21 protein-coding genes and 2 pseudogenes are annotated in these 25,980 nt (G+C 71.4%); 10 read left to right on the forward strand and 13 right to left on the reverse strand.

Annotation, left to right across the window (positions count from 1 at the left end; all coding sequences use genetic code 11):
• The first annotated feature begins 842 nt into the window (after positions 1–842).
• A complete protein-coding gene (locus ACFYTE_RS01475) occupies positions 843–1,997 on the forward strand; it encodes a cystathionine gamma-synthase (RefSeq protein WP_388703300.1) in 1,155 nt (384 codons plus the stop codon).
• Positions 1,998–2,004: 7 nt separating this feature from the next.
• Here ACFYTE_RS01475 and ACFYTE_RS01480 read toward each other — a convergent pair whose 3' ends face one another.
• The 3 genes and pseudogenes from ACFYTE_RS01480 to ACFYTE_RS01490 all read right to left on the reverse strand — a co-directional run bounded on the left by ACFYTE_RS01480 (position 2,005) and on the right by ACFYTE_RS01490 (position 3,404).
• Entirely contained in the window at positions 2,005–2,256 is a 252-nt protein-coding gene (locus ACFYTE_RS01480; RefSeq protein WP_388703303.1) for a hypothetical protein, read from the reverse strand.
• A 25-nt stretch (positions 2,257–2,281) separates the two neighbouring features.
• A pseudogene (locus ACFYTE_RS01485) lies at positions 2,282–2,783 on the reverse strand (sigma factor-like helix-turn-helix DNA-binding protein).
• A 114-nt stretch (positions 2,784–2,897) separates the two neighbouring features.
• The gene (locus tag ACFYTE_RS01490) at positions 2,898–3,404 is read right to left on the reverse strand and encodes a MarR family winged helix-turn-helix transcriptional regulator (RefSeq protein WP_388704019.1); all 507 of its coding nucleotides are present in this window, start codon (positions 3,402–3,404) and stop codon (positions 2,898–2,900) included.
• A gap of 161 nt (positions 3,405–3,565) precedes the next feature.
• On the opposite strand from ACFYTE_RS01490, the gene ilvA reads away from it, so the two are divergent.
• From ilvA to ACFYTE_RS01505, 3 genes are all read left to right on the forward strand, one after another.
• On the forward strand, positions 3,566–4,795 hold the full coding sequence (ilvA, locus tag ACFYTE_RS01495) for a threonine ammonia-lyase (protein ID WP_388703306.1): 1,230 nt from the start codon (positions 3,566–3,568) through the stop codon (positions 4,793–4,795).
• A 191-nt stretch (positions 4,796–4,986) separates the two neighbouring features.
• Complete coding sequence (locus ACFYTE_RS01500; RefSeq protein ID WP_388703309.1) at positions 4,987–6,018, forward strand: ATP-binding cassette domain-containing protein; 1,032 nt, start codon at positions 4,987–4,989, stop codon at positions 6,016–6,018.
• A complete protein-coding gene (locus ACFYTE_RS01505) occupies positions 6,015–6,872 on the forward strand; it encodes an ABC transporter permease (protein WP_388703312.1) in 858 nt (285 codons plus the stop codon). The genes ACFYTE_RS01500 and ACFYTE_RS01505 overlap by 4 nt, the downstream gene beginning before the upstream one ends.
• A gap of 98 nt (positions 6,873–6,970) precedes the next feature.
• Here the strand turns inward: ACFYTE_RS01505 and greA are convergent, their stop codons facing one another.
• Both greA and ACFYTE_RS01515 read right to left on the reverse strand, forming a co-directional pair.
• On the reverse strand, positions 6,971–7,471 hold the full coding sequence (greA, locus tag ACFYTE_RS01510; RefSeq protein WP_388703315.1) for a transcription elongation factor GreA: 501 nt from the start codon (positions 7,469–7,471) through the stop codon (positions 6,971–6,973).
• A 168-nt stretch (positions 7,472–7,639) separates the two neighbouring features.
• Positions 7,640–8,038 carry a DUF4307 domain-containing protein gene (locus ACFYTE_RS01515; protein ID WP_388703317.1) on the reverse strand — a complete coding sequence of 133 codons (399 nt, stop codon included), beginning with the start codon at positions 8,036–8,038 and terminating at the stop codon, positions 7,640–7,642.
• Between the two features lie 199 nt (positions 8,039–8,237).
• Here ACFYTE_RS01515 and mca point away from each other — a divergent pair, with 199 nt between their 5' ends.
• Both mca and ACFYTE_RS01525 read left to right on the forward strand, forming a co-directional pair.
• Positions 8,238–9,119, forward strand: a complete 882-nt coding sequence (mca, locus tag ACFYTE_RS01520; protein ID WP_388703320.1) for a mycothiol conjugate amidase Mca — start codon at positions 8,238–8,240, stop codon at positions 9,117–9,119.
• 1 nt (position 9,120) lies between these two features.
• Complete coding sequence (locus tag ACFYTE_RS01525; protein WP_388703322.1) at positions 9,121–9,354, forward strand: hypothetical protein; 234 nt, start codon at positions 9,121–9,123, stop codon at positions 9,352–9,354.
• A gap of 696 nt (positions 9,355–10,050) precedes the next feature.
• Here the strand turns inward: ACFYTE_RS01525 and ACFYTE_RS01530 are convergent.
• Positions 10,051–13,251: a tetratricopeptide repeat protein gene (locus ACFYTE_RS01530; RefSeq protein WP_388703325.1), complete on the reverse strand. Its 3,201-nt coding sequence runs from the start codon at positions 13,249–13,251 to the stop codon at positions 10,051–10,053.
• A gap of 294 nt (positions 13,252–13,545) precedes the next feature.
• Between ACFYTE_RS01530 and ACFYTE_RS01535 the strand changes: the two are divergent.
• A pseudogene (locus tag ACFYTE_RS01535) lies at positions 13,546–13,626 on the forward strand (DUF255 domain-containing protein); the annotation flags it as partial.
• Between the two features lie 123 nt (positions 13,627–13,749).
• Here ACFYTE_RS01535 and ACFYTE_RS01540 read toward each other — a convergent pair.
• Positions 13,750–14,316, reverse strand: coding sequence for a Uma2 family endonuclease (locus ACFYTE_RS01540; RefSeq protein ID WP_388703328.1), 567 nt, complete (start codon positions 14,314–14,316; stop codon positions 13,750–13,752).
• A gap of 334 nt (positions 14,317–14,650) precedes the next feature.
• On the opposite strand from ACFYTE_RS01540, the gene ACFYTE_RS01545 reads away from it, so the two are divergent.
• Positions 14,651–15,490, forward strand: a complete 840-nt coding sequence (locus ACFYTE_RS01545) for an AAA domain-containing protein (RefSeq protein ID WP_388703331.1) — start codon at positions 14,651–14,653, stop codon at positions 15,488–15,490.
• Positions 15,491–15,649: 159 nt separating this feature from the next.
• On the forward strand, positions 15,650–17,677 hold the full coding sequence (locus tag ACFYTE_RS01550) for a thioredoxin domain-containing protein (RefSeq protein WP_388703334.1): 2,028 nt from the start codon (positions 15,650–15,652) through the stop codon (positions 17,675–17,677).
• Between the two features lie 77 nt (positions 17,678–17,754).
• On the opposite strand, the gene ACFYTE_RS01555 is transcribed toward ACFYTE_RS01550, so the two are convergent.
• From ACFYTE_RS01555 to ACFYTE_RS01565, 3 genes are all read right to left on the reverse strand, one after another.
• Positions 17,755–18,510 carry a Mut7-C RNAse domain-containing protein gene (locus ACFYTE_RS01555; RefSeq protein WP_388703337.1) on the reverse strand — a complete coding sequence of 252 codons (756 nt, stop codon included), beginning with the start codon at positions 18,508–18,510 and terminating at the stop codon, positions 17,755–17,757.
• A gap of 33 nt (positions 18,511–18,543) precedes the next feature.
• Positions 18,544–19,221 (reverse strand): TetR/AcrR family transcriptional regulator, encoded by a 678-nt coding sequence (locus ACFYTE_RS01560; RefSeq protein WP_388703339.1) that lies wholly within the window; start codon positions 19,219–19,221, stop codon positions 18,544–18,546.
• Between the two features lie 275 nt (positions 19,222–19,496).
• Complete coding sequence (locus tag ACFYTE_RS01565) at positions 19,497–20,210, reverse strand: hemolysin III family protein (protein WP_388703342.1); 714 nt, start codon at positions 20,208–20,210, stop codon at positions 19,497–19,499.
• Positions 20,211–20,533: 323 nt separating this feature from the next.
• Between ACFYTE_RS01565 and ACFYTE_RS01570 the strand changes: the two genes are divergently transcribed.
• The gene (locus tag ACFYTE_RS01570) at positions 20,534–22,357 is read left to right on the forward strand and encodes a phosphoenolpyruvate carboxykinase (GTP) (protein ID WP_388703345.1); all 1,824 of its coding nucleotides are present in this window, start codon (positions 20,534–20,536) and stop codon (positions 22,355–22,357) included.
• Positions 22,358–22,629: 272 nt separating this feature from the next.
• Here the strand turns inward: ACFYTE_RS01570 and ACFYTE_RS01575 are convergent, their stop codons facing one another.
• Genes ACFYTE_RS01575 through ACFYTE_RS01585 form a run of 3 tightly spaced genes read right to left on the reverse strand, consistent with a single transcriptional unit; the run spans position 22,630 to position 25,974 of the window.
• Entirely contained in the window at positions 22,630–23,232 is a 603-nt protein-coding gene (locus ACFYTE_RS01575) for a hypothetical protein (RefSeq protein WP_388703347.1), read from the reverse strand.
• Positions 23,219–24,760 carry a substrate-binding domain-containing protein gene (locus ACFYTE_RS01580; protein WP_388703350.1) on the reverse strand — a complete coding sequence of 514 codons (1,542 nt, stop codon included), beginning with the start codon at positions 24,758–24,760 and terminating at the stop codon, positions 23,219–23,221. Before ACFYTE_RS01580 ends, ACFYTE_RS01575 begins: the two co-directional genes overlap by 14 nt.
• The gene (locus tag ACFYTE_RS01585; RefSeq protein ID WP_388703352.1) at positions 24,757–25,974 is read right to left on the reverse strand and encodes a toxic anion resistance protein; all 1,218 of its coding nucleotides are present in this window, start codon (positions 25,972–25,974) and stop codon (positions 24,757–24,759) included. The genes ACFYTE_RS01580 and ACFYTE_RS01585 overlap by 4 nt, the downstream gene beginning before the upstream one ends.
• Positions 25,975–25,980 lie beyond the last annotated feature (6 nt).

Here is a 25,980-nt window from a genome sequence, read left to right on the forward strand (position 1 = left end):
GCGACTTGACGACGGGCGCCCGCGGCCCGGGGGTCTGCGGCTCACCGTCTGCTGCCGCCGCCCCGGCGGCCGACGGCGCCCCGGACACCACCGCCTCCCGCTGCCCTGCTGACTGCCGTGTGCGGCGTTCGGTGTGCGCCTTGCGGTTGCCGCCCGCGACTTGACGACGGGCGCCCGCGGCCCGGGGGTCTGCGGCTCACCGTCTGCTGCCGCCGCCCCGGCGGCCGACGGCGCCCCGGACACCACCGCCCCCCGCTGCCCACCCTGGTTGCCTGCGCCTTGCCGCCTACGGTCTGCTGCCGCCGACCTGCGGTTTCCCGCCTCCCGCTCGCTGCCGACCGTCCGCCTGTTTCCGGCCGCACGGGTCTGCGGCCCGCGGTTTCGCCGGCTGCCGCCCGTCGGCTGCCGCCCGCCTGTCTGCTGCCACTGGTCTGCGGCCCGCGGTTTCGCCGGAGGCCGTCGTCGTCTGCCGCTCGCGGCTGGTCGTCTGCGGTCGGTTGCCGGCGTCCGCCGCTCGCGGCCCGCGCCTGCCACCTGCCGTCTGCCCGCCTACGGACTGGCGGTCTGCTGCCTGCCGCCTGCCGGGGTGAGTCCGGTCGTCGCCTGGCGCTGGCGCGGCTGATGATGCCGTTCAGGTGTCACTGGTCTGTGGAACTGTCACCGGCCACCCGCGGTCCCGGCGCCGGTGTCCTGGCTTCCGCGGTCCTTCGTGCCGTCTGCGCGTCGCCGTTCGTGGCTGTCCCGCGTCGCAGGCGATCGGTTGCTAGGGAAAACCCTTCTGTTCCGGTGGGGGCGAGGCGTGGGCCGGTGGCGGCGGCGCGGGCGCACTACGCTCGGGAACCATGACCGACAGGCACATCAGTCAGCACTTCGAGACCCTCGCGATCCACGCGGGCAACACCGCCGACCCCCTGACCGGCGCGGTCGTCCCGCCGATCTACCAGGTCTCGACCTACAAGCAGGACGGCGTGGGCGGGCTGCGCGGCGGCTACGAGTACAGCCGCAGCGCCAACCCCACCAGGACCGCCCTGGAGGAGAACCTCGCCGCGCTGGAGGGCGGTCGCCGCGGCCTCGCCTTCGCGTCCGGCCTGGCCGCCGAGGACGCCCTGCTGCGTACGCTGCTCACCCCCGGCGACCACGTGGTCATCCCCAACGACGCGTACGGCGGTACGTTCCGCCTCTTCGCGAAGGTCGTCGCCCGCTGGGGGGTGGAATGGTCCGTCGCCGACACCAGCGATCCGTCGGCCGTACGAGCCGCCCTCACCCCGAAGACCAAGGTCGTCTGGGCGGAGACCCCCTCCAACCCGCTGCTCGGCATCACCGACATCGCCGCCGTCGCCCAGATCGCCCACGACGCGGGCGCACGGCTCGTCGTGGACAACACCTTCGCCACCCCCTACCTCCAGCAGCCGCTCGCGCTCGGTGCCGACGTGGTGGTGCACTCGCTCACCAAGTACATGGGCGGCCACTCGGACGTCGTCGGCGGCGCGCTGATCGTGGCCGACGAGGGACTCGGCGAGGAACTCGCGTTCCACCAGAACGCGATGGGCGCGGTCGCCGGCCCCTTCGACTCCTGGCTGGTGCTGCGCGGCACCAAGACGCTCGCGGTGCGCATGGAGCGGCACAGCGAGAACGCCACGAGGATCGCCGACATGCTCGGCCGGCACGCGCGCGTGACGCGTGTCCTGTACCCCGGTCTGCCGGACCACCCCGGTCACGAGGTCGCCGCCAAGCAGATGAGGGCGTTCGGCGGCATGGTCTCCTTCCAGGTCGAGGGCGGCGAGGAGGCGGCCGTCGAGGTCTGCAACCGCGCCAAGGTGTTCACGCTCGGCGAGTCCCTGGGCGGAGTCGAGTCGCTGATCGAGCACCCCGGCCGGATGACGCATGCCTCCGCGGCCGGCTCGGCCCTGGAGGTCCCGGCCGACCTGGTACGCCTCTCCGTGGGCATCGAGAACGTCGACGACCTCCTGGAAGACCTCCAGCAGGCGCTGGGCTAGAGCGCGCTCACCAGTCGGTCAGCGGTGGAGTCGTCCGGGACGGCGGCTCCACCCAGGGACGCGCCGTCGCCGCCCAGACGGTGAAGGCGACGGCCGCCGCCAGCAGGACCAGCCACAGCAGGCGCCGGGCGGCCGTCCTGCGCCGCAGCATGCGGCTCCCACGCCGTACGACCTCCGTGTGCAGGTCCGGCGGCACCCTGGGCGGCGGCGTCCGCTCCATGATCCGCCGTGCGGCGGCCTCCCGCTCGGGCCGGTTCACCCGCGCCTCCCCACGCTCGCCCGCCTCATGACGGCGCCACCTTCGCGACGGCCGCCGCCGCGCCCTCCCGCGGCGGGTGCCAGCAGCGTGGTCATGGCCCGTTCGCTGATCGCGCGGACCCGTTCCGCCGGCAGGCCGAGCAGGGCCGCCGCCTGTTCCTCGGCGACGCCCTCGTACAACCTCAGGACGAGGATCAGACGCTCCTGGGGGCCGAGCACGGCCACCGGGCTCGTGGGATGCGGGCGGGCCCGCCCGAAGCTGCCGTACCGGTGCCAGGCCGAGCGCGCGAAACGCGTGGCGAGCTGCTGGCGGGCACGGTCGTAGGGATCTTCGCCGCGCAGCCGGTCCCAGCATGCGTACGTGTGCGCCAGCGCCAGGGTCAGCAGGCGCCGCGCGCGTGGATTGTCGTCGGGCGCCTCGGCGGTGAGCAGCGTCGCGGCATGCAGCAACCGCCCCGCCGCGCCCGCGACGAACGCCTCGAACTCCCGGGCCCGGCGGGCGCCCTGGGACGCCTGCCGATCTCGCACCGCGCCTCCCCCTTGGCGGGGTCCCGTTCGGTACGCCGGGATTCGGCATCCGGTACGCCGCGGGACCCCGGTCTCATATGAGGACAGCGACGGCCCAAGGTCAAGACTCCGGCGTCAGGAGGTCTCCGAAGTCTCCGCAGCCGGCACGCCGGACGTCGTCATCCGGGCGGACAGCGCACCGTTGAAGCGCGTCAGGAGCGCGCAGAACGTCTCGCGCTCCTCCGGAGCCCAGTCGTGTGTCAGCTCGGCCATCAACTGACGCCTCGACGAGCGCACCTCCTCCAGCCGGGACGCCCCGCGCGGCGACAGCTGGAGCACCACCGCCCGTCCGTCCTCGGGGTGCGAGGTCCGCTTGACGAGCCCGGTGTCGACCAGCGGAGCCACCTGCCGGGTCACCGTGGACGAGTCGATCCCCATGCTCGCGGCGAGCGCCTTGACGCCCATCGGGCCTTCCTGGTCGAGGCGGTTGAGCAGCAGATACGCGGCGCGGTCCATGGAGTTGCGCACCTGCCCGACACCGCCGAGGCGGGTCTGCTCCGCGCGGCGGGCGAACACCGCCACCTGGTGCTGGAGCGTGTCGAGAAGACCGGTGTCACCGACGGTCGTCATGTCCATCGACATTTCAGGTGTTGTGGGCATGGCCGGGGGCTCACTTCATGAGGGCTGCTGGGATGGGGGACAGGGTACGCGGCCGGGGGGTGGACCGTACCGGCCCTGCACAAACCGGTCTCGGAGCTTGGTCACTCCGGCTTTGCGCGGCTGTGAACTGCGAGACTTGGGTCATGAACCACAGCACGGCCCACTCCCCGCGTCCCGTCACCCTCGACGACGTACGCGGTGCCCAGAAGATGCTCTCGGGTGTGGCGCGGGTGACCGCGATGGAGGGGAGCAGGCACCTGTCCCAGATGGTGGGGGCGTCGGTGCAGCTCAAGTGCGAGAACCTGCAGCGGACGGGATCGTTCAAGCTGCGCGGCGCGTACGTGCGGATCGCCGGGCTGCTGCCGGAGGAGCGCGCCGCCGGTGTGGTGGCGGCGAGCGCGGGCAACCACGCCCAGGGCGTCGCGCTGGCCTCGTCGCTGCTCGGCGTGCACGCCACCGTGTTCATGCCGAAGGGCGCCCCGCTGCCGAAGATCAGCGCCACCCGGGAGTACGGGGCGGAGGTGCGCCTGCACGGCCAGGTGGTCGACGAGACGCTGGCCGCGGCGCAGGAGTACGCGGAGCGGACCGGCGCCGTGTTCATCCACCCCTTCGACCACCCCGACGTCATCGCGGGCCAGGGCACGGTCGGGCTGGAGATCCTGGAGCAGTGCCCCGAGGTGGGCACGATCGTCGTCGGCATGGGCGGCGGCGGGCTCGCGGCCGGCATCGCGGTCGCGGTGAAGGCGCTGCGGCCGCAGGTGCGGATCGTCGGGGTGCAGGCGGAGGGCTCGGCGGCGTATCCGCCCTCGCTCGCGGCCGGGCGTCCGGTGGCGATCCAGCACCCGGCGACGATGGCGGACGGCATCAAGGTGGGGCGGCCCGGGGACGTGCCCTTCCGGATCGTCGCCGAGTCGGTGGACGAGGTCCGCACGGTCACCGAGGACCAGCTGTCGGCGGCGCTGCTGCTGTGCCTGGAGCGGGCCAAGCTGGTCGTCGAGCCGGCCGGGGCGAGCCCGGTCGCCGCGCTGCTGGGTGAGCCCCACGCCTTCGCCGGGCCGGTCGTCGCCGTGCTGTCCGGGGGCAATGTCGACCCGGTGCTGCTCCAGCGGGTGCTGCGGCACGGCATGGCCGCACAGGGCCGCTACCTGGCCGTACGACTGCGGCTGACGGACCGGCCGGGCGCCCTCGCGACGCTCCTGGGGGTGTTGTCAGTGGTGGACGCTAACGTGCTCGACGTGAGTCACGTACGGACCGATCCGCGGCTCGGGCTCACGGAGGCGGAGGTGGAGCTGCACCTGGAGACGATGGGGCCGGCGCACTGCGTCGAGGTCGGCCAGGCCCTGCGCGAGTCGGGTTACACCGTCATCGACTGAGACGGCGCCGACCGCGCGCCGGGACCTGACGCCCAGGTCAGGGACGTCCGTGTCACCCGTTCGGGGAAATCCCATTGAGGGACGCGATACATCGCGTTATGGTGTGTCGCACCTCTCGGCAACGCGCTCGCAGCTCCCCTCACCCATCTCCAGAACCCGCAGGCAACTCCTACGACGACGTGGAGACACACATGCCAGGCGCCATCTATGCCGAAGGTCTGGTCAAGACCTTCGGCGACGTACGGGCACTGGACGGCGTCGACCTCGATGTCCCCGAGGGCACGGTCCTCGGCCTGCTCGGGCCGAACGGCGCGGGCAAGACGACGAGCGTCCGCTGTCTGACGACTCTGCTGCGCCCCGACAGCGGCAAGGCCGTCGTCGCGGGCGTGGACGTCCTCAAGCATCCCGACACCGTGCGCCGCTCTATCGGCCTGTCCGGCCAGTTCGCGGCGGTCGACGAGTACCTCACCGGCCGCGAGAACCTGCAGATGGTCGGTCAGCTCTACCAGATGAGGGCGAAGGCGGCCAAGGCCCGCGCCGCCGAACTGCTGGAGCAGTTCCACCTCACGGAGGCCGCCGACCGGCCCACGAAGACCTACTCCGGAGGCATGCGCCGCCGGCTCGACCTCGCGGCGGCCCTCGTGGTGTCGCCGCCCGTGATGTTCATGGACGAGCCGACGACCGGCCTCGACCCGCGCAACCGCCAGCAGCTGTGGGAGGTCATCAAACAGCTGGTCTCCGGCGGTACGACGCTGCTGCTCACCACCCAGTACCTCGAAGAGGCCGACCACCTCGCCCATGAGATCGCGGTCGTCGACCACGGCCGGGTCATCGCCAAGGGCACCTCCGACCAGCTCAAGGCCCGCACCGGCGGCGAGCGCGTCGAAGTCGTGGTGCACGAGCGGGAGCACATCACGACCGCCGCCGAGGTGCTGACCGGCTTCGGCAAGGGCGACACCACGGTCGAGGAGCACACCCGCAAGCTCACCGTGCCCGTCACCGGCGGCGCCAAGCTGCTCGCCGAGGTGATCCGCGAACTGGACACCCGTGGCATCGAGATGGACGACATCGGTCTGCGCCGCCCCACCCTCGACGACGTCTTCCTGTCCCTGACGGGACACCTGGCCGAGACCACGGACGAGGCAGACGAGGCGGACGAGGCGGACCCCACGGACGGCGGCCGGACAAGCCGCAAGGACACCCGCAAGGAGACCACGAAGTGAGCGCCGCCACCGACACCGCGCCGACCACGGCGCCCGGCAACCCCTTCGGCCAGTCCGTCCGCGACTCGCTGATCGTCGCCAAGCGGAACCTGATCCGCATGACCAGGATTCCCGAGATGATTCTCTTCGGGCTGATCCAGCCGGTGATGTTCGTGGTGCTCTTCACGTACGTCTTCGGCGGCTCGATGAAGATCGGCGACAGCACCGACCCCGACGTCTACAAGAACTTCCTCATGGCGGGCATCTTCGCCCAGACCGTCACGTTCGCCACCGCGGGCGCGGGTGCCGGCATCGCTGACGACATGCACAAGGGACTCATCGACCGGTTCCGCTCGTTGCCGATGGCACGCGGTGCGGTGCTGACCGGGCGTACCGTCGCGGATCTCGTGCAGACCGCCCTGACGCTGGCCGTGCTGGCGATAGTGGCGCTGCTCGTGGGCTGGCGCCCCGGCTTCGCGGACTCGACCAACGTCGGAAAGGTGCTGGGCGGCTTCGGCCTGCTGCTTCTCCTGGGATACGCCTTCACCTGGATCGGCGCGCTCATCGGACTGTCCGTGCGCACTCCGGAGGCGGCGACCTCGGGAGGTCTGATCTGGCTGTTCCCCGTGACGTTCATCTCGAACGCGTTCGTGGACTCCAGCCAGATGACCCCGTGGCTGCGGCACATCGCCGAGTGGAACCCGTTCAGCGCGATCGTCCAGGCATGCCGTCAGCTCTTCGGCGACCCCGGAGTGTCCGCGTCGGGCGCCTGGCCCATGCAGCACCCGGTGTGGGCCTCGCTGATCTACTCGATACTGATCATCGTCGTCTTCCGCACCCTCGCGGTGCGCAAGTACCGCTCCGCGACCGCCTGACGGGCGGCGGCCGCACGGGGGTCGGCCACCGCCCGGCAGGGCGCGGCCCCCGGTGTCGAGGGACGCCGGGGGCCGCGGCCGGGAACAGCCGGTCGGGATCAGCCCGAGTAGGGCTCGGCCTTGAGGATCTTCACCGAGGCCTTCTTGCCGTTGGGCAGCTCGTACTCCGCGTCCTCGCCCACCTTGTGGCCGATCACGCCGGAACCCAGCGGGGACTGCGGGGAGTACGTCTCGATGTCGGCGCTCGCGTACTCACGGGAGGCGAGCAGGAACGTCAGCGTGTCGTCCTCGTCGCCGTCGAAGGCGATCGTCACCACCATGCCGGGGGCGACCGCACCGTCCGCCGATACGGGAGCCTCGCCGACCTTGGCGTTCTCCAGGAGCTGGGTCAGCTGGCGCACCCGGAGCTCCTGCTTGCCCTGCTCCTCCTTGGCCGCGTGATACCCGCCGTTCTCCCGCAGGTCGCCCTCCTCGCGCGCGGCCGCGATCTTGGCGGCGATCTCCGTGCGCGCAGGACCAGACAGGTACTCCAGCTCGGCCCTGAGCTGGTTGTACGCCTCCTGGGTCAGCCAGGTGACGTTCTCGCTGGTCTGGGTCACAGGTGCTCCTCGTCGGTACTGGGAATACAAAGCATCGCCCTACCCAGAAGAATGTTCCTTCACGGATGGGCGAAACCACGAGCCTAACAATTCAACGACAGAAGGGGGAGGACATAAGCCGTCAGAATCGTGTCGGCGCAGGTCAGGGCCTGTGCGACACGGAGGACTTCACTGGGCGTGGCAGCCCAGCAGCTGGGCCGTGGTACCCCGGGAGGTTGTACGCAGCGTGACGACTTTGTCGATGCGGGTGGCCGAGCCGCTGAAGCGGAAGTCCGCCCGGCCCACCTCGGCGCCGTCGGCGGCCTGCGAGCGCACGGTGCAGTAGCCGTCGGTCCCGGCGTCCTTGTGGACCTCCAGATGCACCTCGACCGCGTCGTCCGCGGCCTTGAAGGTGATCACCTGGGCGCTGATCTCGCTCTGCGCGACGTAGTGGTAGGCGAAGTAACCGACCAGTGCGAGCAGGGCCGCGCCGAGCGCCACGCCGATGATCTTGAGCTTGTGATCGGCGCGCTCGTCCGACGAACGCCCGTACCGGCCCTCGGGCAGCCGCGTGCTCGCCGTGCTCATGCTCGTCCTCTCGGCAGGAATCGGACGGGAGTCCCGAAAGGGCCCCGGACCGGACCGTGGAATTATTCGCCCCCCGATTCGGTCACTATAGAAGCCGCCCGCGTGCCACCAGACCGCAACCCCTCTGAGACGTCGCCGCGGCACGGCACTATTGGATTGCACCCGAAGACCCGGGCGCCGACCTACCGAGGATTGAGTCTTGACTGACCAGCTGCGACTGATGGCCGTTCACGCGCACCCCGACGACGAGTCGAGCAAGGGCGCGGCCACCATGGCGAAGTACGTGTCGGAGGGGGTGGACGTGCTGGTCGTGACCTGCACGGGCGGAGAGCGCGGCTCCATCCTCAATCCGAAGCTGCAGGGTGACACCTATATCGAGGAGCACATTCACGAGGTACGCAAGAAGGAGATGGACGAGGCCCGCGAGATCCTCGGCGTCAAGCAGGAGTGGCTCGGCTTCGTCGACTCCGGGCTGCCCGAGGGCGATCCGCTGCCGCCGCTGCCCGAGGGCTGCTTCGCCCTGGAGGACGTCGACAAGGCGGCCGGCGAGCTGGTGAAGCAGATCCGCTCCTTCCGTCCCCAGGTGATCACCACCTACGACGAGAACGGCGGCTACCCGCACCCCGACCACATCATGACCCACAAGATCACGATGGTGGCCTTCGAGGGCGCGGCGGACGCCGAGAAGTACCCGGAGGGCGAGTTCGGGCCGGTCTTCCAGCCGGCCAAGCTCTACTACAACCAGGGCTTCAACCGGCCGCGCACCGAGGCGCTGCACCAGGCGATGCTGGACCGCGGCCTGGAGTCGCCGTACGGGGACTGGCTCAAGCGCTGGTCGGAGATCGAGCGTGTCGAGCGCACGCTCACCACGCACGTTCCGTGTGCCGACTTCTTCGAGATCCGCGACAAGGCGCTGATCGCCCACGCCACGCAGATCGACCCGGACGGCGGCTGGTTCCGGGTGCCGATGGAGCTGCAGAAGGCGGTCTGGCCGACGGAGGAGTACGAGCTGGCGAAGTCCCTCGTCGACACCTCCCTCCCCGAGGACGACCTCTTTGCGGGCATCCGCGACAATGCCTGACATGAGCTTGAGCCTGGCACTGACGCAGTTCGTCCCTCTCGCCAAGGAGGTCGACGAGAACAAGGTCACCCCCGGCGTCCTCGGCTTCATCGTCTTCGCGGTGATGGCCCTGGCGGTCTGGGGGCTTATGAAGTCGATGAACAAGCGCATGCAGAAGGTCGACTTCGAGGAGGCCCCGGACCCCAAGGCCCAGTCCGGAGCACCACCGGCGTCCCCGACCCCCCACCGCAACTGACCGCCTACCCGCCACCACCGCCCGGCCCCAGCGGCAGGCCCGGTGCTTGTCGTGCGGTCGGCGCGGGTAGCCCGCCGCTCACCGGAGGGCGGGTGGTTCTGCCCGGGTGGGCGCTCACCGCGCGGCCGGTGCGACAGCCCGCGCTCACCGCGGGGCCGGTCCCGTCCGGCGGGCGGCGCCATTGTGGCCGACACGGGCGGGCTCGGCGCTTGCCGTTCGGGTCGCTGCGGGTAGCCGGGCGCTCACCATGTGGTCGGCCCCTGCTCACCGCGGGGCGGGTTCCGCATGGCGGACGCTCACGGCGCAGCAGGCGCCGGCTGGCCCGCGCCCATCGCCCGGCCCCCGGCGGCAGGCCCGCTGCTCATCGTGGGGCGGGTTCCATGGCGGACGCTCACGGCGCAGCAGGTGCCGGCTGGCCCGCGCCCATCGCCCGGTCGCCGGCGGCAGGCCCGCTGCTCATCGTGGGGCGGGTTCCGCATGGGTGGACGCTCACGGCGCAGCAGGTGCCGGCTGGCCCGCGCCCATACCCCGGTCGCCGGCGGCAGGCCCGCTGCTCATCGCGGGGCCGGATTCGTCCGGTCGGCGCGATCGCGCGGTTCCCAGCGGCAGGCCCCGTCCTCACCGCACGGTCGCCGGCGGCAGGCCCGTGCTCAGCGTAGGGGCCGGTTCTGCCTGGTCGGCGTCATCGGGCGGTGGTCAGCGTGCTGTGGGGATGGGTACGCCCATGACCTCGCGGGCGTGGCGGTTGGGGACCATGCCCAGGCGCCAGGCCTGCCAGCCCGCCTCCAGTTGCACGCCGCGCTCCAGCAGCAGCCCGTACGCCGCCAGATAACCGGCCAGCTTGCCGTCCCTGGTGGCATGCGGGGCACGGCCCAGCTGGGCGAGTTCCTCCTGGGCCACCGCCGTGCCGACCTCCACACCACCGGGGGCGGCGTAGGGGAGCAGGGTGCAGCGCAGGAAACGGGCCCAGTCCTCGCCACGCTGGTCGCCGTACGAGGTGAACAATCCGATCGCCTCGTCGCACAGGGCCAGCGCCTGCTGGGTGCGGGCGTTGCCCGCGTCCACGACCGCCAGTTCCAGGCAGGTCCACGCCTCGCCATGGGTGACGCCGATGCGCTGGAAGTCGGCGCGGGCGTCCACCAGCAGCTGGCGGGCGAACCCGGAGTTGCGCAGCGAGCCGGTCCGGGCGGCGCGCTGATCCCGGGTGACGCGGGCCGAATGGTGGCGCGCGCAGGCCAGGCCGTAGACGTCCCGCATCCGGGAGAACATCGTGCGCGACCGCTCCAGCTCGCGTACGGCGCGGTCCAGGTCGCCCGTCTCCTCCAGCGCCTGCCCGAGGTAGTAGACCGTCCATGCCTCGCCGCGCGCGTCCTCGTTGTCCCGGTGCCGGGCGGCGGCCCGCCGCAGCGCCTCGGCCGCCTGGGAGGCGTCGCCGTCGACGAGCCGGGCCCGGGCCAGCTGGGTGAGGGCCCACGCCTCGCCGCGGGCGTCCCGGGTACGGCCGTAACGGTCGAGGGCCGCCTGCAACTCCCGCTCCGCACGCGGCACGTCGCCCATCCGCAGCGCCAGCTGGCCGAGCTGGAAGTGCGCCCAGGCCTCGCCGTGCACCGAGCCGCCCTCGCGGTGCAGGACCAGGGACTGCTCCAGCAGGTCCAGGGCCTCCGGCAGCCGGGCGCGGTCGCGCTGGACCGCGGCCAGGGCATGCATCGTCCAGGCCCGGTCGGTGGCCAGTTCGGGCGCCGCCTGGAGGTCCAGCGCCTCCTGGAGCTTGGCGGCGGCCTCCGTGAGGCCGCCCTGGTGGTGCAGCGTGATGCCCAGGGAGCACAGGGCGCGGGCGGCACCCGCGTCGTGATGGGCCTCCAGATAGAGGTCGACGACCGAGCTGAGCGTCGTACGGGCCTTGTCCAGCTCGCCGAGTTGGCGGGCGGCGATGCCGGTGCGCCACTGCACGGAACGGATCAGCAGGCCCTGGTCGACGGCCTGGGCCAGCTCGCTGATCTCGCCCAGGCGGTACAGGTCGCCGCGCAGCAGGCAGTAGTCGCACAGCGCGCCGAGCAGGTTCAGCACGGCCGCCTGGTTCACGCCCTCTGCGTGGCGCAGCGCCGCCGTGATGAAGCTGGACTCGTCGTCCAGCCAGCGCAGGGCCTCGTCCAGGGAGGTGAAGCCGTGCGGACCGAAGCGGTCCGAGCGGGTCGACATGTTCCCGTCGACCAGGCGGAGCACGGAGTCGGCCAGCTCGCCGTAGTTCTCGATCAGCCGTTCCTGCGCCGCCGTGCGCTGCGCCGGGTCCTCCTCGTCCAGGAGGCGGGCGTGGGCGAACGCGCGGACCAGGTCGTGCAGCCGGTACCGGCGGCCCCGCACATGGTCGATCAGGCCCGCCCGGGCGAGCGCGGCCAGCAGGCGGGAAGCCTCCGCCTCGTCCGTGCCGAGCAGGGCGGCCGCCGCCGCGGCGCCGAGGGAGGCGCGGCCGGCCAGGGCGAGCCGGCGCAGCAGCTGGCGGGCCGTCTCCGACTGGTCGGTGTAGCGCAGCCACAGGACGCGCTCGACCGGATCCACCGGGCCGTACGCATCGAGGTCCGTGGCCAGCCGGCGCGGTGAGCGCGGGCCGAGCGACGAGCCGGCGATGTGCAGGGCCAGCGGCAGACCACCGCACAACTCCCGGACGCGGTCCGTGGATTCGGCGTCGTAGGGACCCGACGCGTCCTGTGCGGCGGCGCCCAGCAGCTCCTCCGCGCCCGCCGCGTCCAGCGGTTCGACCGGCAGGTGGTGCACCCAGGCCGGGAGGTCCGCGGGCAGCCGGAGCGGCTCCTCGGCGGTGATCAGGACCAGGCTGTCGGAGCGCTCGGGGACGAGGGTGCGGATCTGCTCGGGGTCCGAGGCGTCGTCGAGAACGATCGTCACCGGCAGGCCGGTCAGATGCTGGTGGTACAGCTCGCTGAGCCGCTTCAGCTGCTGGTCGGGGGAAGAACGCTCACGGAACAGCAGCTGCTCGCGGGGCGCCCCGAGCCGGTTGAGCAGGTGCAGCAGGGCGTCGCGGGTCGGCAGCGGCGGCTCCTCCCGGCTGCCTCCGCGCAGATCGACGACGACCGCCCCGCGGAAGTGGTCCCGCAGCTCGTGCGTGGCACGGACCGCGAGCGTGGTGCGGCCCGAGCCCGGCCTGCCGTGCAGCACGACCACCGTCGGCCGGGTCTCCGTGCTCGCCCGGGCCGCCTGCACCCACTGCCTGAGCCGCGCCATCTCCGCCCGGCGCCCGGCGAACGGGCCCTCGGGTTCGGGGAGTTGTCCGAAGGACTCCTTGAGCACGGTGCGCCTGCGGGCCGCCGCGCTCTTGTCCGAGCCGCGCAGCTGCGGGCCCGTCTTCGTCGGGCCCGTGGCGGCGCTGAGCACCCGCTGCTGGTCGAGGAAGGGCCGGATGCCGCGTACCTCCAGTGCCGTCAGCCACTGCAGCCGCAGCTGTTCGGGCCCGCCCGGCTGGCCGGCCGCGCCCGCGCGGTGGTGGGCGGCCGGCAGATGCGAGCCGGCCACCTTCACCACGGTGGCGGCGGCGCCCACGACGCCCACGGCCACGCCCGCGCCGAGCGCCGTGCCCGCCCCGGTGCCCAGCGACAGGTCGGTCACGGTCGCGGCCACCGCCGCAACGCCCGCCACCAGCAGGGGAGTTCCGGCGCCCTCCTTCGCATACCGCTGTCCGAAGGTCAGCCGGCCGGCCTCCGTCTCATCGAGCGCATGCGTGTACGCGGCGTACTCCTCGGCGGCCGTCTGCGCCATGGCGTCCAGCGAGCCGCGCGCCCGCGACAGCAGCACCTGCCCGTCGATGCGCCCGCCCGAGCGGCGTACCTCCTCCTCGACGGCCCGCACCACCAGCCGCTCGGCCTCGGCCCGATGGCTGTCCCGCATGTCGCGTCCCCCTCCGGCGGCAACTCCTTTGCCTACGAGTGTCCTTCGCCTGAGGCGCGAGCGCGAGGGGGCGGCGATCACGGAGGTCCGGAAAACGCGGCCCCCACGGCTCACCGCCGTCCGGATCTCGTGCCGCTCCCGCGGGGGTGCCGTGTCAGTGGGCCCCGTGCCGAGGAGGTACTGGAGCAGTTCCCGGTGGGGCGCCCGCGCCGTTCGAGGCGGCCCGGCGCGGGCGCCCAGCCGAGGGCCGGGCGTCGTGGTGATCGGCCGGAGCCCGTGCGGCAGCATGGGGGTATGCCGAACCGACTGGCTCACGAAACCTCTCCCTACCTGCTCCACCACGCCGACAACCCGGTCGACTGGTGGCCCTGGTCGGACGGGACCAGGAGTGACGCCACAGGGTGCCGCCATGAGCACCGATGGTGACGATCTTGAGGCGAAAGGTCGATGCGGGAGTCCTCGGGGAAGCGTCGCCGACAACGCCGGCTTCTCCGTTCCCTACGTGACTCCAAGGTCGACTGTGACGGAGAAGGGCGCGACGGCTTTGACCACGCCGGTGAAAACATCGCCTTCCCGGTAAGTCCTGTTGGCAGGATCGAGAACGTACGTGTAGACGATCGGAACGCCGGTGGCAGCTTGCTCGATACGCCAGTAAAAGGGGATCCCGGCTTTGGCGTACTGATCCACCTTCACGATCCGGTCAGTGGTCTCCGAGCCGGGCGACACGACCTCGACCACGAGGAGCACATGCTCTGGACGAGTGGGTGTGAGGTCGATGGTCTCGGCCCGGTACACAGTGACATCCGGGCGACGGTTGGTGAGGGGCACGTCCTGCAGACGGACGTCGAAGCCCGTGTCAGCGTTCCAGTCAGGACCTGCGGCAGCGTCCAGGGCGTTGGCCAGGATTCGAGCCAACCGGTTGTGCCGCTTGGACGCACTCGGGCTCACGACGACCATCCCGTCCACGATCTCAATGCCTGCGCACTGCTCCTCGGACCAGGAGTCGTACTGTTCCGCGCTGATCTGCGTGTGCATCCACGCGGGCGCGACCATCTCTGCGGTCATGGCGTACTCCCTTCGAGGATGTCTGTCAGGTCCGGTGTTGCTCGACTCAGCGTACTGCGCATCCCAGTCGGCACACCGGCGCAGGACAGGAGCAGAAGCCCATCCACCCCAAGAGCGACCTCTGCTCCGAGGGGCCACGGCACGGACATGGTCCAGTGGATCGGATTCTCATCGTGGCGTGCCGTCCGAACGACGGTGCTTGGAGGTCCGGTGGCCTCGGAGGGGCGTGAGTTCGCATAACAAGCGCACACGGGGAGTGATCGGCATGCAATAGTCGTCGGAAGTGGCGTTGTTGTGTCCAGGTGGGCCAAGTGGGGGAACGTTGGCGCAGTGGATGGAGCAGCTGGTCCAGGCAGTGGACGAGGTGCTGGCCGGTGAGAGTCGCGCCGGTGGCCGTTCGGAATCCCCAGGGCACACGCGGGTCGGGGACGTGCACTACCTGGAGGACGGCTGGTACGGGTTGCCCACCTGTGCGAGCCGGATCGATCCGGACGACCTCCAGGACATGCGGCTGGCCACCGGGGCTGGGCCCGAGGATCGGCGGGGCCGGTCGTTCACTGTCCTCGGCTGGCGGGTCGAGTCGGAGCGGGTCCGCCTCCAGGTGGCGGCCCACGCACCCCAGACCGGACTGGCGCTATGGGCGGTGCGGCGCCCGCCTGATTTCCTGCTGCGCTCGCTGCGCGAGGCTCTGGCAGGCATGCCGGACCCCGGACTCGCGGAGCGGCTGGTCGGCGGCCGTATCGACACGGTCGCGCCTGCGGACAGTTCGGCCTGCGGTGGTGTCCTGAAGGGTGGTCAGGCACAGGCGTACCTGGCCTGCACCTCCCCGGGCCTGCGGCTGATCTGGGGGCCGCCCGGCACCGGAAAGACGACCGTGCTGACCCGTGCGTTGAGCGACCTGGCCCTGCGGGGCAAGCGGGTCCTGCTGGCCTCCGGCACCAACGTGGCGGTGGACAACGCGCTGGAGGGCGTGCTCAAGGAACGCTCTTCCCTTCCACCTGGCCTGATGGTCCGGGTCGGCTCTCCCGCGCTCCGTCACGTGGCCGCGGACCCGCGAGTGTCGCTGCCCTCGCTGGTACGGGCGAAGGTGGCGGAGGCCGAGCAGGCAGTGGAAGAGATCGCCGAGCGACTCGCCGCCTTGACGGTCGAACTGGGGAAACAGCCGCCGCTGTAGCATCCCGGCTGCTGCTTCGCGTCAGTGCTCGGGCGTCTGTACTGCCCGCAGCCGGTGTCCCGCAGAAAGGTCCACTACTCGGCAGATCCACTCGCAGACCCTGTGGAGGCATGCCGGGTTCCACGCTCAAGGTCGGGGCCCTGTGAGAGGCTGGAACGTATGAACCGGTTGGCTGGTGTGACCTCGCCTTATCTCCTTCAGCATGCCGACAATCCGGTCGACTGGTGGGCGTGGGGACCTGAGGCGTTCGAGGAAGCGAAACGGCGTGATGTGCCCGTTCTGCTGTCAGTCGGCTACTCAGCGTGCCACTGGTGTCATGTCATGGCGCGCGAGAGTTTCGAGGACGAGGCGACCGCGGCCTTCATGAATGAGCACTTTGTCAGCGTCAAGGTGGACCGCGAGGAGCGGCCGGACGTCGACGCCGTCTATATGGAGGCCGTGCAGGCGGCCACCGGGCAGGGCGGGTGGCCGATGACCGTGTTCCTCACGCCGGACGCCGAGCCCTTCTACTTCGGCACCTATTTCCCGCCGGTGCCCCGGCACGGGATGCCCTCGTTCCGGCAGGTGCTCGAAGGGGTCCGGCAGGCCTGGGCGGAGCGGCAGGATGAGGTGACCGAGGTCGCCGGGAAGATCGTGCGTGACCTCGCCGGGCGGGAGATCGACTACGGGGGTGCGCGACCGCCCGGTGAGCAGGAGCAGGCGCAGGCACTGCTCGGGCTCACCCGCGAGTACGACCCGCAGCGCGGCGGATTCGGCGGCGCGCCGAAGTTCCCGCCGTCCATGGTCATCGAGTTTCTGCTCCGGCACCACGCCCGCACCGGTTCCGAGGGTGCTCTGCAGATGGCCCAGGACACCTGTGAGCGGATGGCGCGGGGCGGGATCTACGACCAGCTCGGCGGCGGGTTCGCCCGGTACTCCGTCGACCGTGACTGGACCGTGCCGCACTTCGAGAAGATGCTCTACGATAACGCCCTTTTGTGTCGGGTCTATGCGCATCTGTGGCGTTCCACCGGTTCCGGGCAGGCCCGCCGGGTCGCCCTGGAGACCGCCGATTTCATGGTCCGCGAACTGCGCACCGCCGAGGGCGGGTTCGCCTCGGCGCTCGACGCCGACAGCGACGACGGCAGCGGGCGGCACGTCGAGGGCGCGTACTACGTGTGGACGCCCGAGCAGCTGCGTGACGTGCTCGGAGACGACGCCCCGCTCGCCGCCCAGCACTTCGGGGTGACCGAGGAGGGCACCTTCGAACACGGCCGTTCCGTCCTCCGGCTCCCGCAGGGCGAGGGCGTGGCGGACGCGGAGCGGATCGCCTCGGTGCGGGAGCGGCTGTTCCGGGCGCGGCAGGACCGCCCGGCCCCGGGCCGCGACGACAAGGTCGTCGCCGCCTGGAACGGTCTCGCGGTCGCCGCGCTGGCCGAGACCGGCGTCTACTTCGACCGGCCCGACCTGGTCGAGGCCGCGGTCGCCGCCGCCGACCTGCTCGTCCGGCTGCATCTGGACGACCGCGGCCGGCTGGTCCGCACCAGCCGGGGCGGCCTGGCCGGCGGCAACGCGGGCGTGCTGGAGGACTACGCCGACGTCGCCGAGGGCTTCCTGGCGCTCGCCTCGGTCACCGGCGAGGGCGTCTGGCTGGACTTCGCCGGACTGCTCCTCGACCAGGTGCTCGCCCGCTTCGCCGACCCGGACGGCGGCGCCCTCTACGACACCGCGGCCGACGCCGAACGGCTCATCCGCCGCCCGCAGGACCCCACCGACAACGCCACCCCGGCCGGCTGGACCGCCGCCGCTGGCGCCCTGCTGAGCTATGCCGCCCACACCGGTTCCGAACCCCATCGCACCGCCGCGGAACGGGCGTTGGGGGTGGTGGCCGCCCTCGGACCGCGGGTGCCGCGCTTCATCGGCTGGGGCCTCGCCGTCGCGGAGGCCCTGCTCGACGGGCCGCGGGAGATCGCGGTCGTCGGCCCGGACCTGTCCGACGAGGCGACAGGAACCCTGCACCGCACGGCACTTCTGGGTGATGCCCCCGGCGCCGTCGTCGCCGCCGGGGTTCCGGACGGTGACGAGTTCCCGCTCCTTGCCGACCGGCCCCTCGTCGGCGGCGCGCCCGCCGCGTATGTCTGCCGGAACTTCACCTGTGACGCCCCGACGACCGATCCGGAACGGTTGCGCACCGCGCTGAGCGGCTGAAACGACATGTGACGACCCGCTGCGGCTGGATCGTCACCGCGGCGGCATCGCCGGTGGCAAGGGGATGTGACGAGGCGTCAGACCGCTCGGTGCGGGCCGGCTCGGTGCGGGCCGGTGAACTCGTCCAGGGCGCGCTCCACGATGGCTTCCAGCTGTTCGTGGTGCGCGCCCTTCCAGTAGGCGCGCCCGCACGCCCGGCACTGTGCGAAGACGTCGTACGAGCGGTGCGTGCCGCCCTTGAGCTGGTCGGCCACCTCGTCCTTGGTGGCCGCCCGCAGCTGGCCGTTGCAGGCGGTGCAGCGGGTCCAGGGCCGCAGTTCGGGCGCGAACCGGTCGAGGACGTCGCGGAGTTGGTCGTCAGGGCGGGTGCTGTAGACGAAGGCGCCCGCCCACAGTTCGCGGCGGCGCAGCAGACCGCGGTCGCGGCTGAGCATGACCCGCTTCTCGGCCGCGGAGCGGGTGGCCAGCGCCGGGTCGCCGATGTCCGTCGACTCGTAGGCCGCGTCCACGCCGAGCAGTCGCAGCCGCCGGGCGAGGGTGCCCAGGTGCACGTCCAGCAGGAAACGCAGCGGGGCGCCCGGGATCCGCTGGGGTCGCTCCACCGCCCGCACCAGCACCGTCTCGCCCGCCGCCGGGATGTGCGACACGGGCACCGTCCGGCCGTCCACCACCAGGGCGCCGACCTCGGTGAGCGGGACGCCCAGGGACTCGACGGCATGGCCGAGGGTGGAGACGCCGTCGGTGGTGAGTGCGCGGGCGCCGCGGCGCCGGGCGGGCGGGACGAACAGCCTCAGCGCGGGAGCGACTTCCACCTGGATCTCGGGACCGTTCACCCGGCCAGGATGCCATGGGCCGGGCCGCGGGCCTCAGGGCTTTTCGGCGGGCAGGCCGTGCTCCAGGACGTCCAGGGCGCGGTCGACGAGGTCGACGAGGTCGTCCCGGTGATCGTTCTCGGCCCAGTAGAGGGAGACCTCCATCAGGCCGCCGACCAGGGCCATCGCCCAGACCCGCACCTCCAGGGAGTCGGGGTCCCGGCCGGTCCGCTCGCCGATGGCCCGGCACAGCAGGCGGCCGGTGGCCGACATGGTCTCCATCGTCCGCGAGCGCACCGCGGGCACCTCGACCATCAGCTTCGAGCGCAGCCGGGTCACCTCGGGGCCGTCGCTGAGGCCCAGGGTCACGGCCCGGTGCATGGCGTAGCGCAGGGACTGCGGCCACGGCTCGTCGGCGGGCCGGGCGCGCAGCTCCTCCAGGATGATCGGGTCCCACTCGTCGGCGAGGACGATGTCCTCCTTCGTGGGGAAGTAGCGGAAGACCGTGGACGGCGACACCTCGGCGCGCTCCGCGATCTGCTCGACCGTGGTGGCGTCGTACCCCTGCTCCGAGACCAGCCGGTAGGTCGCGGCGCGGATCGCCTCCCGCGTCTTGATCTTCTTCCGTTCCCGCAGGCTGAGCTGGGGACGGTCGGCGGGGGCGCATGTGGCACCGTCTCGGTCGGGCGGCGGGGAGAGCTTGGGGGAGCGTGCGGCCGTCATGGAGGTCATTGTCGGACATCCGCCGGGGGTGTGACCATGGCCGGGGTCCCCGGGTCCTGGACGCGGTCCGCGAGGTCGCCGGGGCTCTTCGTTGACGGGTCACACGGCACCTCCAACGCATGCGGTCGGTGGTCGGGTGCGGGTGCGTTGTGGCGCGTCGCGCAGTTCCCCAAATGAGAGCAGCCGTCAAAGGTAAGGCGATGTCAATGGGGGGCGGCTTTCGGCTGGGCGCACGAAAAGGGCCACGGCTGGCAAGCCGTGGCCATATCGACGAGGGTGTTGGGCTATGCGTGCTGGTACGCCACCAGGGAGATGCCGACGTAGTGCACGACGAAGGCGGCGAGGGTGAACGAGTGGAACACCTCGTGGAAGCCGAACCAGCGCGGTGACGGGTTCGGCCGCTTGATGCCGTAGATCACGCCGCCCGCGCTGTACAGGAGCCCGCCCGCGATCACCAGGACCAGGACCGCGATGCCGCCGGTGCGCAGGAAGTCCGGCAGGAAGAAGACGGCCGCCCAGCCCATGGCGATGTAGCAGGGCGTGTAGAGCCAGCGCGGTGCGCCGACCCAGAAGACGCGGAAGACGATGCCCGCCGCGGCGGCGGCCCAGATCCCCCACAGCAGCCACTGCCCCTTGGTGTCCGGCAGGAGCAGCAGCGTCAGCGGTGTGTAGGTGCCCGCGATGATCAGGAAGATGTTGGCGTGGTCGAGGCGGCGCAGGACGCCGTCCATGCGCGGGCTCCAGTTGCCCCGGTGGTACAGCGCGCTCACGCCGAACAGCAGGCAGGCGGTCAGTACGTAGATGCCGCAGGCGACCCGGCCCCGGCTGGAGTCGGCGAGCGCGGTGAGGATCAGGCCCGCGACGAGGACGGCCGGGAACATACCGAGATGCAGCCAGCCGCGTAGCTTGGGCTTGATCGGATGCGGCAGGGAGAGCGCGGCGGGACCGCGGCCGGCGGCCGGTGGGTCCAGGGGCGCGTCGGGGGCGGGCGCAGTCATGCCCGGCATCGTACCTACGGAACCGTAAGTTGCGTATCAGCGGAGGCTGATGAGCACTTGATAGTGGTCATCCTCTCACGGCCTCGCACGGCCCGGACGCAAAGAGACCGCCAGGCGAACGCTACGTGCACGTAAAGAAACGGGCCGGAACCCGCTGATCGTGGCGTTCCTCACGCCGCTCACCTGTGCGGCCCTCTGGACAGATGCGCAGTCGCGTCGGATGATCAAATGAGTGCGGTCGGCACCGGATGAGCGGCTACGAAGCATCCGGGCCGCAGCCCCCATGGGGCCAAAAGAAAAAAATCCCTCACTTAGGAGCAATCGTGGCGCGCGACATCGCGGCTCCCACCGTCATCCCCACCAACCATCAGGAACTGATCTCGTGGGTGAACGAGATCGCCGAACTGACTCAGCCGGACAACGTGGTCTGGTGTGACGGATCCGAGGCCGAGTACGAGCGACTGTGCGGGGAGCTCGTCAGCAGGGGCACATTCAAGAAACTCGACCCGGTCAAGCGCCCCCACTCCTACTACGCGGCCTCCGACCCGACCGACGTCGCCCGGGTCGAGGACCGGACGTTCATCTGCTCCGAGAAGGAGGAGGACGCCGGTCCGACCAACCACTGGATGGCCCCCGCGCGGATGCGGGACGTCTTCACCGGCGAGAAGGGCCTGTTCCGCGGCGCGATGCGGGGCCGCACCATGTACGTGGTGCCCTTCTGCATGGGCCCGCTGGGATCGAAGCTCTCCGCGCTCGGCGTGGAGATCACCGACTCCGCGTACGTCGCCGTCTCGATGCGCACGATGACGCGCATGGGCCGGGCCGTCCTCGACGAACTCGGCTCCGACGGGTTCTTCGTGAAGGCCGTGCACTCCGTGGGCGCGCCGCTGGGCGAAGGCCAGCAGGACGTGCCCTGGCCGTGCAACCAGACCAAGTACATCTCGCACTTCCCCGAGGACCGCGAGATCTGGTCCTACGGCTCCGGGTACGGCGGCAACGCCCTGCTCGGCAAGAAGTGCTACGCGCTGCGTATCGCCTCCGTCATGGCCCGCGACGAGGGCTGGCTGGCCGAGCACATGCTGATCCTCAAGCTCACCCCGCCCACCGGTGAGTCCAAGTACGTCGCCGCGGCCTTCCCGAGCGCCTGCGGCAAGACGAACCTCGCCATGCTGGAGCCCACGGTCTCCGGCTGGACGGTGGAGACCATCGGCGACGACATCGCGTGGATGCGGTTCGGCGAGGACGGCCGCCTGTACGCGATCAACCCCGAGGCCGGCTTCTTCGGAGTGGCGCCGGGCACCGGCGAGCACACCAACGCCAACGCGATGAAGACGCTGTGGGGCAACGCGGTCTTCACCAACGTCGCGCTCACCGACGACGGCGACATCTGGTGGGAGGGCATGACGGAGCAGGTCCCGGCCCATCTGACCGACTGGAAGGGCAAGGACTGGACGCCCGAGTCGCAGACCCCGGCGGCCCACCCCAACGCCCGCTTCACCGTCCCCGCCGCGCAGTGCCCGATCATCGCGCCGGAGTGGGAGGACCCGAAGGGCGTGCCGATCTCGGCGATCCTGTTCGGCGGACGCCGGGCCACCGCGGTGCCGCTGGTGACGGAGTCCTTCGACTGGAACCACGGCGTCTTCCTCGGCGCGAACGTGGCCTCCGAGAAGACGGCCGCCGCCGAGGGCAAGGTCGGCGAGCTGCGCCGCGACCCGTTCGCCATGCTGCCCTTCTGCGGCTACAACATGGGCGACTACATGGCCCACTGGATCGACGTGGCCAAGGACAAGGACCAGTCGAAGCTGCCGAAGATCTACTACGTCAACTGGTTCCGCAAGGACGACGACGGGCGTTTTGTGTGGCCGGGCTTCGGCGAGAACAGCCGCGTCCTGAAGTGGATCGTGGAGCGCCTGGACGGGAAGGCTGAGGGCGTCGAGACACCCATCGGCATCCTGCCGTCGAAGGCGGCGCTGGACACCACCGGCCTCGAACTGTCGGATGCCCAGGTGGACTTCCTGCTCACCGTCGACCCGGAGGTCTGGCGCGAGGAGGCCGCGCTGGTGCCCGAGCACCTCAACACCTTCGGCGACCACACCCCGCAGGAACTCTGGGACGAGTACCGGGCCCTGGTACGACGCCTGGGCTGACCCCCGAGGAAACAGACTCCGCGGCCGGTCGACCTGCCCTGACCAGCGATCGTCACGGCCGGCCGCGGTGCCCGACCGGCGAGGCCCCGTACAACGGCGTACGGGGCCATGGCCTGTCGGGGCCCTCCCGCCCGCCCCGGCGGCAGGACCCCGACAGGCCTTCGCCCCGCCCACCCGTTCCCGCCGACGCGCCCTTCCGACCACCAGCACCCGACCCCACCCGCCGGGAGCCACCGGCTGGAGCAGCCCCGCCGGTGGCGGTGGGTGGGGGGTTAGTTGGAGCGGTCTTCCAGGTAGCGGGTGTGGGATTCCTGGCGGCGGGTCTCTGTCTCACGGAGTGCGGAGGCGAGGCGTTCGGCCTCGTCGTGGAGCAGGGTCAGCTGGCGCTCCAGGTGGCGCTCCGGCGGCTCGGCGCCCGGCGTCAGCCGCGTCCACCACCGGGTGCGCACGAAGGTGTCGACCGCCTCGGGGATGTCCTGCCGTACGGCCCGCGACAGCGTGTGCATGCCCTCCGGGTCCTGCGCCAGCACCTCGGTGACCCACCCCGGATCCAGCAGGGCGGTCAGCAGCTCGATGAGTTCGGTCAGCCGTCCGGCCGCCGCGGGCGGCAGGTCGACGTCCGCGAGATAGCCACGCAGGGTCTCGAAGTCGCCGCGCAGCTCGTCGAGTTGGGCGGTCGGATCCGGGAAGTCCGGCAGCGCGGGCCGCTCCGGCGGGGCGATCAGCGCGCCCGCCCCGTACAGCCCGGCCACCACGACGGGCCAGTACGGTCCCGCCACCCCGGTGAAGGTCAGCGCGAGCCCCGCGAGGCCGCCCACGCCGCCCGCGATGTTCTTACGGGACTCCAGATAGCCGAGGAACCTACTGGTAGCCACGGATCTCCTCGAAGGCTCCGTCGAGCGAACCCTTGCGGGCGTCGAACAGACGGCCGCCGGTCAGGTCGGCGATGTGCTGCAACTCCGCCCGGTCGGAGTCGCCGAAGAGGATGGGGAAGACCGGGGTCTCGCGTTCGCTGTGGGTGAGACCGCGGTAGAACGCGTCGAACTCCGATGCCTTGGCACCGGTGGTGTTCTCGCCGTCCGTCATGAGCACGATCGAGGTGAAGGTCTCACCGACGCCGCCCAGGTGCTCGTATGCCTTCTCCAGCGAGGTGTAGACGGCGGTGTCGCCCTGCGCGGACAGGGCGTCGGTGTCCTTGCGGATGGCGTCCAGGCCGCTCTCGGGGTCGGACGGGCTGACGACATGGGTGCGCACGCTCTTCACGTCCGAACCGAACGGCATCAGAGTGACCTCCTCGCGCTGCCGGAAGTCCCCGGTGAGATCGGTGAGGGCCTTCTTCAGCCGGTCCAGCCGGTCACCCCGCATGGAGCCCGAGGTGTCGAGCACGTACACCGTGCGCGAGGGGCGGCGCAGTTCGTTCTCGTACGAGTCGAGCAGCCCGTCGGCGACCGACCGGCTGCCGGGGAACGGCAGTTCGCGCCGTCGGCTGGTGTCGAGGCCCGCGGCCGGCTTGACCGACGGGACGACCGGGCGGCGGTGGGTGCGCTCGGTGATCAGCCGTTGCGCGGAGTCGCTGCGCAGCGCTTCGGCGAGCCGGCGCACGTCCTGGCGGGCGGCGGAGCCGGCGGAGGCGAGCGAGGAGAGCGGGTAGTCGGCGGTGATCACACCGTCGGTGGGCCGGATCACGGTGAGGCCGGGGATGCCCTTGAGGACGGACTCGTAGTTGAGCAGGGCGTCGACGTTGCCGCGCCGCGCGTACGCCGACGCCAGCCAGCCGGAGGAACCCGAGGTCAGCTGCTGGCCCTTGAAGAACTCCTTGAGCCTCGGCGTCGCCTTCGCCACGTCCGCGTCGGTCAGCGCGGACTGGGCGCCGGACAGCGCGGAGGCGACCGAGACGAGCGTGGAGAAACCGGAGTTGGAGCGGGCCGGGTCGGTCATGCCGTAGGTCAACCGGCCGTCCTGCACGGCCTGTTCGATCTGCCCCCAGGTGACCTGCGCCGGCTTCCAGCGCAGCCGGGTCAGCGCCTCCTGCCGGACGCCGATCGCGACCGGACTCGACATGATCGGTGTCTCGGAGACGACCCTCTTCGCGGCGTCCGGGCGCAGCCGCAGATAGTCGTTGGACGACAGCCACAGCGCGTCGTACGCCCCGTCGGCCCTGCCCGTCGCCACCAGGTCGATCGCGTCGAGGGTGCCCAGGTAGGTGGGGCGTACGGTGATGCCGGTGTCCTTGTGTATGCGCTCCAGCACCGGCGTCATGTCCGTGAGTTCGCTGGAGGCGAGCACGCGCAGGGTGCCGGGCCGGGGCGCGTTGGCGTCGTCGGAGGGGTCCTTGTGCTCCTGGGAGGTGCAGGCGGTCAGGAGGGCGGCGACGGCCGCGAGGACGCCGAGTCGTCGTCTCACGTGAGCCCTCCGTCCAGGGCGCCCTGCGTGCGGCTGCGCTCCAAGTAGGTGCTCGCCTGCTGGAGTTCGGAGGTGAGGCTTTCGATGGTCGTCGCCATCGCCTCGGTGGCCTGGACCTTGTAGGTGTCGATCGCGTCCAGGGTGCGGTAGATCTGCTGGAAGGCGGAGCGCAGGGTCTCGGCGCCGACGGCCGGGTCGGCGGCGATGCGCTGGATCTCCCCGCTCTGCGTGCTCAGCATCTCGGCGTTGCCGCGGATCAGGTCCTCGGTCGTCCCACGCAGGGCGTTGATCTGCTCGATGACCTTCTTCTGGTTGTCCAGCGCGGAGGCCAGCATCACGGAGATGCGCAGCGCCGAGACGGTCGTGGTGGCCGCGCGTTCGACGCCCTTGATCAGCTCTTCGTTGTTGCGGCGTACGACGTCCATGGCGAGGTAGCCCTGCGCGCACACCGCGAGCTGGGTCAGCAGGTCCTGGTGCTTCTGCCGGACCGGGAAGAGCACGTCCGCGCGCAGGCCGTCGGCCCGCTCCGCATCGCTCGCCGCCACGCCGTCTATGTGTCCCTCGACGGCGCCGTCAAGGGCCTCGGTGAGCACGACGTACTCCTGGAGCTTGCCCATGGTCTCCCACAGCCGCACCCGCTCGGTCTGCAACGCGGCGTTGTCGCGGCGCAGTTCGTCCTGGCCGCCGCGCAGCGAGCCGACGATCTTGTTCAGGGTGCCCTGCGCGGAGGCGTACTTGGCGACATGGTCGCGCAGCTTGTTGCCGCCGGGCAGCCGGGACAGGAACTTACGGCCCTTGCTCGCGGGCAGATCGCGCGGGTCGAGGTCGTCGACGACCCGGCGGAGTTCCACGAGCGACCCGGCCACCTGGGACTGGGCGTCGCCGCCCTTGCTGGGCAGGCTGCGGACGGCGCGTTCCAGCATGCGGTTGGACTGGGCGGCGGCGCTGCGCATCTCACCGGCGCCGAGGGCCGTGATCTCGCCGACCTTGCCCGCGAACTCGGGCGAGCGGGAGTCGAGCGCGGCCAGCCCCTCGACATACGCGGCGGCCTTGCGGGACATGTCCTCCCTGACGCCCGCCTCGACGGGCACCAGGCCGCCGGCCTTCTCCCGGGGCACGGGCGCCACGGCTTCGGGCGGGGTGAGCGTGAGGACGTCGTCGCCGCTGAGCGTCGGCTCATGGCCGCTCGGGCTGATGTGGTTGAAGCTGCTCATAGGTAT

Origin of the sequence: Streptomyces sp. NPDC004629, assembly GCF_042873595.1 — a bacterium.
Classification (GTDB): Bacteria; Actinomycetota; Actinomycetes; order Streptomycetales; family Streptomycetaceae; genus Streptomyces.

Excerpts from the sequence above, each read along its gene's own strand:
- ACFYTE_RS01530 (WP_388703325.1), bottom strand. The coding sequence starts at position 13,251 with ATGCGGGACAGCCATCGGGCCGAGGCCGAGCGGCTGGTGGTGCGGGCC.
- ACFYTE_RS01560 (WP_388703339.1), bottom strand. The coding sequence starts at position 19,221 with ATGACCTCCATGACGGCCGCACGCTCCCCCAAGCTCTCCCCGCCGCCC.
- ACFYTE_RS01565 (WP_388703342.1), bottom strand. The coding sequence starts at position 20,210 with ATGACTGCGCCCGCCCCCGACGCGCCCCTGGACCCACCGGCCGCCGGC.
- ACFYTE_RS01500 (WP_388703309.1), top strand. The coding sequence starts at position 4,987 with ATGCCAGGCGCCATCTATGCCGAAGGTCTGGTCAAGACCTTCGGCGAC.
- ilvA (WP_388703306.1), top strand. The coding sequence starts at position 3,566 with ATGAACCACAGCACGGCCCACTCCCCGCGTCCCGTCACCCTCGACGAC.
- ACFYTE_RS01545 (WP_388703331.1), top strand. The coding sequence starts at position 14,651 with ATGGAGCAGCTGGTCCAGGCAGTGGACGAGGTGCTGGCCGGTGAGAGT.
- ACFYTE_RS01490 (WP_388704019.1), bottom strand. The coding sequence starts at position 3,404 with ATGTCGATGGACATGACGACCGTCGGTGACACCGGTCTTCTCGACACG.
- ACFYTE_RS01540 (WP_388703328.1), bottom strand. The coding sequence starts at position 14,316 with ATGACCGCAGAGATGGTCGCGCCCGCGTGGATGCACACGCAGATCAGC.
- ACFYTE_RS01515 (WP_388703317.1), bottom strand. The coding sequence starts at position 8,038 with ATGAGCACGGCGAGCACGCGGCTGCCCGAGGGCCGGTACGGGCGTTCG.
- ACFYTE_RS01475 (WP_388703300.1), top strand. The coding sequence starts at position 843 with ATGACCGACAGGCACATCAGTCAGCACTTCGAGACCCTCGCGATCCAC.
- ACFYTE_RS01550 (WP_388703334.1), top strand. The coding sequence starts at position 15,650 with ATGAACCGGTTGGCTGGTGTGACCTCGCCTTATCTCCTTCAGCATGCC.
- ACFYTE_RS01585 (WP_388703352.1), bottom strand. The coding sequence starts at position 25,974 with ATGAGCAGCTTCAACCACATCAGCCCGAGCGGCCATGAGCCGACGCTC.
- ACFYTE_RS01525 (WP_388703322.1), top strand. The coding sequence starts at position 9,121 with ATGAGCTTGAGCCTGGCACTGACGCAGTTCGTCCCTCTCGCCAAGGAG.